Raw genomic sequence first — 7264 nt, forward strand, 5'->3', positions numbered from 1 at the left:
TCCATTCTGCGTCCTGCTCAGTCAAAACTACTCGCTCCGCTCGGTCATAAAAAGGGTCTTTTTATGACATCTGCTCTAATCAACGCAACCTAACTGTCAACCGCCCAGCCAGCTCAGTGACGCCATGTCCCCACCCCAACCGTCGTTTCCCTGACGAGGGTACACCCGGCCCCCGCCGAATTGTCCCGCACCGTAAGCCGGGGAACACCGCTCTGGGCGCGGGCGATGATAGTCTAAACTGTGATCGACACGGAAGTCAGCCCAAGCGGTGCAGCGGCTTTTTAAATACCTCAACACTTCAGTTCCGGCCCGGCAGCGCACGGACTTCGCGGCGCGGCGATTTCAGCAGGGCAAGGAGGCAAGACATTATGTATAAAGGTAGAGAGGGCCAGTGGGCCTTTTTCCTTCACCGCCTGTCGGGCCTGGCGATCCTGGCTTACTTTTTGATTCACGTCATCAGCATCAGCCTGTTCGTGTTCGGCGAGAAGACCTATATGGCCGTGCATCTCACCTACGATTTCATCCTGTTCCGGCTGGCGCTGGTCGCGGTGGCGGCGGGTGTGATGTACCACGCCATGAACGGCCTGCGCATCATCGTGATGGACTTTACCGGCAAGGGCGTGGCGTACCAGCGCCAACTCTGGTACAGCGTGCTGCTCGTCAGCGTCGTCTGGACCGTCTACGTGGCCTTCAAGGTCTTGCCGCGCGTCGCGGCGGGCGTGTAGGCCCATGAGCATCCCAACGAGCAGCAAATCAGTGAGGACTCCGTGACCATTCGCGCCCGCACCATGACCGACGCCAAGCAGCAGTCTCATACCAACGCCGAACTCAACTGGTGGATCTTCATGCGGGTCAGCGGCCTGATCCTGGTTTTTCTGGTGGTCGGCCATGTCTTCATGACCTTCGTGCAGGTCAGCGAATCCGACGCGACCTTCGACGCGGTGGTGACCAAACTGGGCAACCCCGCCTGGAAGTTCTACGACTGGCTGCTGCTGACCCTGACCATGCTGCACGGCAGCAACGGCGCACGCTACAGCATTGACGACTACGTGCGCAGCCGCCCCAACCGGGCCTGGGTCCGCAACATCTTTTTCACCGTCGCCGGGCTGATCTTCGTGCTGGGCACCGTCGGACTGTTTTCGTTCAACCCGAACTGAGGGGCAACCCGAACCGAAGGGCAAGTCACAGCCAAACCGGTAGCCCGACCGGGACACAGCCTTCAATGAAGAGGACAGAAAGCTTCAACATTGCGCCGCTTCCCACTGAACTAAAGCCTCACTTTCTCTATAAAGGGACACAAGATGCATCATCGATATGACGTTTTGGTGGTCGGTGCCGGTGGCGCTGGCCTGATGGCGGCCCTGTATGCGGCCAAAGGCAATGTCTCCGTCGGCGTGATTTCCAAGCTCTACCCGACCCGCTCGCACACCGGAGCCGCCCAGGGCGGGGTCGGCGCGGCGCTCGGCAACGTGCAGGAAGACCACTGGGAATGGCACATGTACGACACCATCAAGGGTGGTGACTACCTGACCGACCAGGACGCCGCCGAGATTTTCAGCAAGGACGTAATCGAGGCCGTCTACGAGCTCGAGCACATGGGCCTGCCCTTTTCGCGCACGGCGGAGGGCAAGATCGCCCAGCGCAAGTTCGGCGGCCACACCCGCGAGTTCGGCAAGGCCGCTGTGGAGCGCAGTTGCTACGCCAAGGACCGCACCGGCCACATGATCCTCCAGACGCTCTACCAGCAGAACGTCAAGGAGGGCACCACCTTCTTCAACGAGTTTCATGTGCTCGACCTGCTGATCGAGAACGGGCGCTGCTCCGGCGTGGTGGCCTTCGAGCTGTCGACCGGCGAGATCCACACCTTCCACGCCAAGGCGGTCATTCTGGCGGCGGGCGGCTACGGGCGCATCTTCAAGATCACGAGTAACGCCCTGACGCTGACCGGCGACCTGATGAGCATCTACTACCGCAAGGGCCTGCCGCTCGAAGACATGGAGTTCTACCAGTTTCACCCCACCGGCCTGACCAAGCTGGGCATTCTGGTGACGGAGGGCATTCGCGGCGAGGGCGGCATTCTGCGCAACAAGGACGGCGAGCGCTTCATGGAACGCTACGCCCCGACCCTCAAGGACCTGGCGCCGCGCGATATCGTCTCGCGCAGCATCTACACCGAGATCCGTGAGGGACGCGGCGTCGGTCCCGACAAGGACGCCGTGAACATCGACCTGACCCACCTGCCCCGCGACGTGATCGAGAACAAACTCAGCGAGATCACCGACCTGAGCCGCACCTACCTGGGCCTCGATCCGGTCAAGGATCTGGTGCCGATTCAGCCGACCGCGCACTACGCCATGGGCGGCATCCCCACCACCATCGACGCCGAGTGCATCGCCGACGATAGCGGCGCCATCATCGAGGGGCTGTACGCCGCCGGTGAGCAGGCTTGCGTGTCGCTGCACGGCGCCAACCGCCTGGGCACCAACAGCCTCGGCGACCTGATCGTCTTCGGACGCCGGGCCGGTATGTTCGCCGCCAAGTACGCCCGCAGCGCCGACATGCCCGAAATGCCGGAGAACCCCGAAGCCGAGTCGCGCCAGTTGCTGGATACGCTGAAAAACGCTGACGGGGCCGAGAACGCCGCCCGCATCCGCAAGGAGTTGCAGGAGACGATGATGAACAACGTCGGCATTTTCCGCAACGGGCCGGACATGGAGAAACAGGTCGAGATTCTGCGCGAGCTGCGCGCCCGCTACCAGCACGTCGGCGTGCAGGACCCCTCGGTCCGCTATAACTCCGAGCTGATCGAGGCGCTGGAGCTGGGCTTCATGCTCGACTGCGCCGAGGCCATGACCCACAGTGCCCTCAACCGCACCGAATCGCGCGGCGCCCATGACCGCGAGGATTTCCACACCCGCGACGATCAGAACTGGCTCAAGCACAGCATGGCCTACAAGGATTTCAGCCGCCCCGGCAATGTGCGCTTAGGCTACAAGCCGGTGGTCTTCAAGGGCGCCGAGCGCTACGAAACGGTCATGACCTACACGCCCTCGGCGGACACCAGCCTCAAGTTCCCGCCCAAGCCGCGCACCTTCTGAGCTGCATCTGAGGAATAAATGCATATCAACGTCAAAATCCTGCGCTTCGATCCCGAAAAAGACAAGAAGCAGCACTGGGAAACCTACAACGTCGAGGCCGAGCCGAGCGACCGGGTGCTGGACGTCATCAACCACGTCAAATGGTATCTCGACCCCACGTTGACCTTCCGGCGCTCGTGTGCCCACGGCATCTGCGGCAGCGACGCCATGCTGATTAACGGACGCAACCGCCTGGCCTGCAAAACGCTGCTCAAAGACGTGGTCAAGGAGGGCGGCACCATCAGCGCCGAGCCGATTCGCGGCCTGAAAGTCGAGAAGGATCTGCTGGTCGATATGGAGCCGTTTTTCGACGCCTACCGGATGATCATGCCGTACTTCATCAACGAGAACGCGGCCCCGGCAGCCGAGCGCATCCAGTCGCCGGAGGAAGCCGAGCGGATGGACCACGGCAGCAACTGCATCCTGTGCGCCTGCTGCACGACCTCCTGCCCGATCTTCTGGGTCAACGGCAGCTACATCGGCCCGGCAGCGATTGTGCAGGCCCACCGTTTCATCTACGACACCCGCGACGCCGCCACCGAGCAGCGCCTGAACATCATGAACCAGAATACCGGCGTCTGGCGCTGCCGCACCGCCTACAACTGCACCGAAGCCTGCCCCCGCGACATCCCGATCACGCAATTGATCGAAGAGGTCAAGCGCGCGGTGATGTACCAGCAGTCCTGAGAGCAATTTAAGCATACGTCGATGATTCAGGCTTGAGTGGCTTGCAAAGCTGCGAAGCAGAGGGGAGAGCAGGCCCGGTAGGTGCTGTTCTACCCAAGACGCCGCCCCCGAACGGGTAGAGATCTAAACGCCGAGCGTCATATAGGGGCCGACTGGAGAACTGGTCGGCCTCTGTGTTGTTACAAACCGCGTAGAGTCTGTATAAACGAATTGCGAACAGCTCAGTCGCCGCGCCGGACCCAGCGCACGACAACCTGCACCAACAGCAAGCTGAGCCCCACACCCAGCGCCATGAACGTCGCTTGCTGCCTCGGATCGTCGTCAATTGCCAGCGGACCGACTATCGCCAGCAAGGCGCTGTACCCTGTCGGCACCGACGCGCCTAGCCAACCGGCTCTCAGGGGTGGGCGGATGAGTGCGGCGCTGACCAGCGGCGGCAAGAATCCATCCATGAGCGGCCCGTAGACCAGGTAGGCCGGATGGAGATAGGGCGCATGTAGACGCTCGCCAACTGTCCCAGTGACCCAGATTGCCACCGCCAATGCCAGCAGGCCGATCAGGACGCACAACGCGGCCCGGCCAACCGGCATCGCCCGGCTCAGCTCAGGCGTCAGCACCCGTCTATTTCCCCTCCGCCCTCACTTCCAGCACCACGCTCTGCACCACGTCGCCGCCGAGTTCGGCACCCCTGGGCGTGGGGAAGACCTCGCCTATCGCCAGACTGTACCCGCCGACGCTGACGCGCTTGGGCGCGAGCCCGGTGTGGAGTTCGAGTTCGCTCGCCGGTTTGCCCAGCATCTTCACGGTGAAGTACACCGCCGCGTCCCCGGCCCAGACGCACTGCACGTTCACCGGACAGCGGGAGTCGACGATGTGCCGCAGTTCGAAGGCCAGGCCCGCCGCTGGCAACTCGGCTTTGGGGTGCTGCCGGTCGAGCCGAACCGTCATGGTGCCTGCCAGAGCACCCGGCTGCGTCTGAGACATCGCCGCAGTGGTTGGCGTACAGCCTCCGAGGAGCAGCGGCAGCAACAGGAGCGCAGGGTGCTTCATCTGTCCTCAAGTGTAACCCTGAAAGGTGACCGGCAGGCTATTTTTTGCTCAGAATTGCAGCGCGTACTTCGCGCTGTCGCTGCCCACACAATCCCCGACGCCGTGCCCGCTACTGTCGGCCTGGAAGGTGCAGGTCAGCGTTTTAATGGCCGACTTGTCGAGCCGCAACGTCTGCACGATCAGGTTGCCGGGGCGGGCGGTATTGCGAGGCGCGGCGGCGGCGCTCAGCCCGCCGTTGTAGCCGGAGTGGCCCGGCCCGTAGTTGCCTCCACCGAACCCACCCCCGACCCCGAAACTGGCGCTCAGGCCAATGGGCGACTCGCCGCCGATGACGCTGTAGGTGCCGCTGTAGAGGTCCTGGCCGAGCTGCACGGTCACGTTGTCAGGCTGGTTGGGCGTGGCGGCGCGAGGCTGGAAGCCGTTCAGGAACACCACCCGGCCCACCTGACCGCTGACGGTACCCACGATTCGCCCGGCGGTGCCTTGTTGCGTAGGCGCACACGACGCCAGCAGGGCCACCGGAAGGAGGAGCGCCGCAAGAGAGTAGTTCATGTTCAGATGGTACGCCCCGGCACCTGATTCCGGCTGAGAACGGCGCCTGACCGTGGCTGAGGCCAGCAAGCACTCGACAGGCCGGTCGGTTCACGCTTCCAATCCGGCCCGCCCGACTTGCGCTAAATTGTCAGGTCATGAAGGCCCACCTGACCCGATCACCGCGCCCCACCCGCCAGGCTCCCGAAGCTGCTGCCGCCGCGACTGCCCCGAAACTGCTTACCCCGAAGCTGCTTACCCTGGACATCGAAAAGGTGGTGGCCGGAGGGCTGGGCCTGGCCAGACACGAGGGCGGCGTGGTACTGGTACGCGGCGCCCTGGGCGGCGAGCGCGTCGAAGCCCGCGTGCAGGAGGGCCGGGGCGTGCGCCAGGGCAGTATTGTCAATATCCTGCGGGCCAGCCCGGACCGGGTAGAGGCGCCGGAGTTGCCCACCACCGACCTGGCCCACGCGACTTATCCGGCACAGCTCCGCATCAAACGCGAACTGGTCACCGAAGCCTTGCAGCGCATCGCCAAGATCGACATCGCCAAGATCGAGCACTCGGTCTCGGAGACGGTGCCCAGCCCCCGCGAGTGGCACTACCGCAACGGCGCGCAGTACCTGGTGACGCCGCGTGGCCTGGCCTACCGCGAGCGCCGGGGACACCAGCCCTGGGTCTTTGAGACCGACCCGATGGTGATCGGGGCCGTGGCCGCCGTGATGGCCAGGCTGGACGTGAGCCGCCTGGACCCCGCGCAGGAAATCGCCTTCCGGGGCAGTCTGCTGACCGGCGAGGTGGTGGCCGCGCTGATCGGCAAGGGCGAGCCTAAAACCTTCCTGCGGGCCGCCGACCACCTGCTCGACGCGGGCGTGATCGGCGTGACGCTGGCGGAGTCGGCGCAGCGGCGCTTCACGGCGGGTCTGCGGCTGATTACCGGCGAGGCCCAGGTGCATGAGCAGCTCGGCGACGTGCGGGTGAGCCTGTCGGCCACGGGTTTTGCGCAGGTCAATCCGGCGGCGGCGGGCGCGGCCTACCGGCTGGCGGCGTCCCTGGCGGGCAGCGGCACCCTGGCGGTGGACCTCTACGGCGGCAGCGGCGCCATCGCCCGGCATCTGGCGCCGAATTTCGGTAAGGTGGTGGTGCTCGACAGCGCCTCGGAGGCCCTCAAGCGGGGGCAACGCGACGTGGAAGCCAGCAAGCAGCGCAACCTGGTGTTTCGCCGCGCCAACCTCGACGACCTGTCCACCGAGATGCCGGACGCCGACGCCATCATCGTGGACCCGCCCCGCGCCGGGCTGAGCGCGGAGGCCAGGGGGGCAGTTACGCGCAACACCGCCAAAACCCTGGTGTACGTCTCCTGCGACCCGGCCACCTGGGCGCGCGATGTGGGCGAACTGGTCCGGGGCGGCTGGGTGCTGGGCGAGATCGTACCCTACGATTTTTACCCGCAGACCAGCCACGTCGAAGTGGTCAGCCGCCTGACGCGGGCGTGAACCGGGGCGCCGGGCGGCTGATGGTGGGTTGACGCCAAAATCGTTCGCGGAGATCGTTTTAGTTTTATATTGGCCTGGAATCAAAAGAGCGTTGTCGTCCTGAGCGCAGCGAAGGATCTCGTAGTTGAACGGGGTGATTAGAGAGAATCTTATTCGTGAGACGGGATTTGTGAGGTGAGAACGCCAACTGTCCGCCCCTCTACAAGTAGGTCTTCGACTCTTCTAGAGCAGATGTCATAAAAAGACCCTTTTTATGACCGAGCGGAGCGAGTAGTTTTGACTGAGCAGGACGCAGAATGGAGGCGCGGGGAGGCTGTTTTCCCCGTGGCGTAATTCGGAGTGCTGCTCTAAAGGGCGAAGGAT

Annotated in this window: 8 protein-coding genes; 5 read left to right on the top strand and 3 right to left on the bottom strand. The window is 63.8% G+C overall.

The window, feature by feature from the left end:
* Positions 1-368 precede the first annotated feature (368 nt).
* The 4 genes from sdhC to Q0R23_RS13830 all read left to right on the top strand — a co-directional run bounded on the left by sdhC (position 369) and on the right by Q0R23_RS13830 (position 3824).
* Positions 369-725 carry a succinate dehydrogenase, cytochrome b556 subunit gene (gene sdhC / locus Q0R23_RS13815; RefSeq protein ID WP_293913895.1) on the top strand — a complete coding sequence of 119 codons (357 nt, stop codon included), beginning with the start codon at positions 369-371 and terminating at the stop codon, positions 723-725.
* Positions 726-788: 63 nt separating this feature from the next.
* Positions 789-1157: a succinate dehydrogenase hydrophobic membrane anchor subunit gene (locus Q0R23_RS13820; RefSeq protein WP_293913909.1), complete on the top strand. Its 369-nt coding sequence runs from the start codon at positions 789-791 to the stop codon at positions 1155-1157.
* 144 nt (positions 1158-1301) lie between these two features.
* Positions 1302-3098, top strand: a complete 1797-nt coding sequence (sdhA, locus tag Q0R23_RS13825; protein WP_293913897.1) for a succinate dehydrogenase flavoprotein subunit — start codon at positions 1302-1304, stop codon at positions 3096-3098.
* 18 nt (positions 3099-3116) lie between these two features.
* Positions 3117-3824, top strand: coding sequence for a succinate dehydrogenase iron-sulfur subunit (locus Q0R23_RS13830; RefSeq protein WP_293913899.1), 708 nt, complete (start codon positions 3117-3119; stop codon positions 3822-3824).
* Between the two features lie 221 nt (positions 3825-4045).
* Here the strand turns inward: Q0R23_RS13830 and Q0R23_RS13835 are convergent, their stop codons facing one another.
* From Q0R23_RS13835 to Q0R23_RS13845, 3 genes are read right to left on the bottom strand one after another with little or no spacing between them, the layout of a single operon-like run.
* The gene (locus Q0R23_RS13835; protein ID WP_293913901.1) at positions 4046-4441 is read right to left on the bottom strand and encodes a hypothetical protein; all 396 of its coding nucleotides are present in this window, start codon (positions 4439-4441) and stop codon (positions 4046-4048) included.
* A 4-nt stretch (positions 4442-4445) separates the two neighbouring features.
* A complete protein-coding gene (locus tag Q0R23_RS13840) occupies positions 4446-4874 on the bottom strand; it encodes a hypothetical protein (protein ID WP_293913903.1) in 429 nt (142 codons plus the stop codon).
* A 48-nt stretch (positions 4875-4922) separates the two neighbouring features.
* Positions 4923-5426, bottom strand: a complete 504-nt coding sequence (locus Q0R23_RS13845) for a hypothetical protein (protein WP_293913905.1) — start codon at positions 5424-5426, stop codon at positions 4923-4925.
* Positions 5427-5563: 137 nt separating this feature from the next.
* Here Q0R23_RS13845 and Q0R23_RS13850 point away from each other — a divergent pair, with 137 nt between their 5' ends.
* Positions 5564-6901 (top strand): class I SAM-dependent RNA methyltransferase, encoded by a 1338-nt coding sequence (locus tag Q0R23_RS13850; protein ID WP_293913907.1) that lies wholly within the window; start codon positions 5564-5566, stop codon positions 6899-6901.
* The last annotated feature ends 363 nt before the right edge of the window (positions 6902-7264 follow it).

This window comes from Deinococcus sp., assembly GCF_025362455.1.
In the GTDB taxonomy this organism is placed as follows: Bacteria; Deinococcota; Deinococci; order Deinococcales; family Deinococcaceae; genus Deinococcus.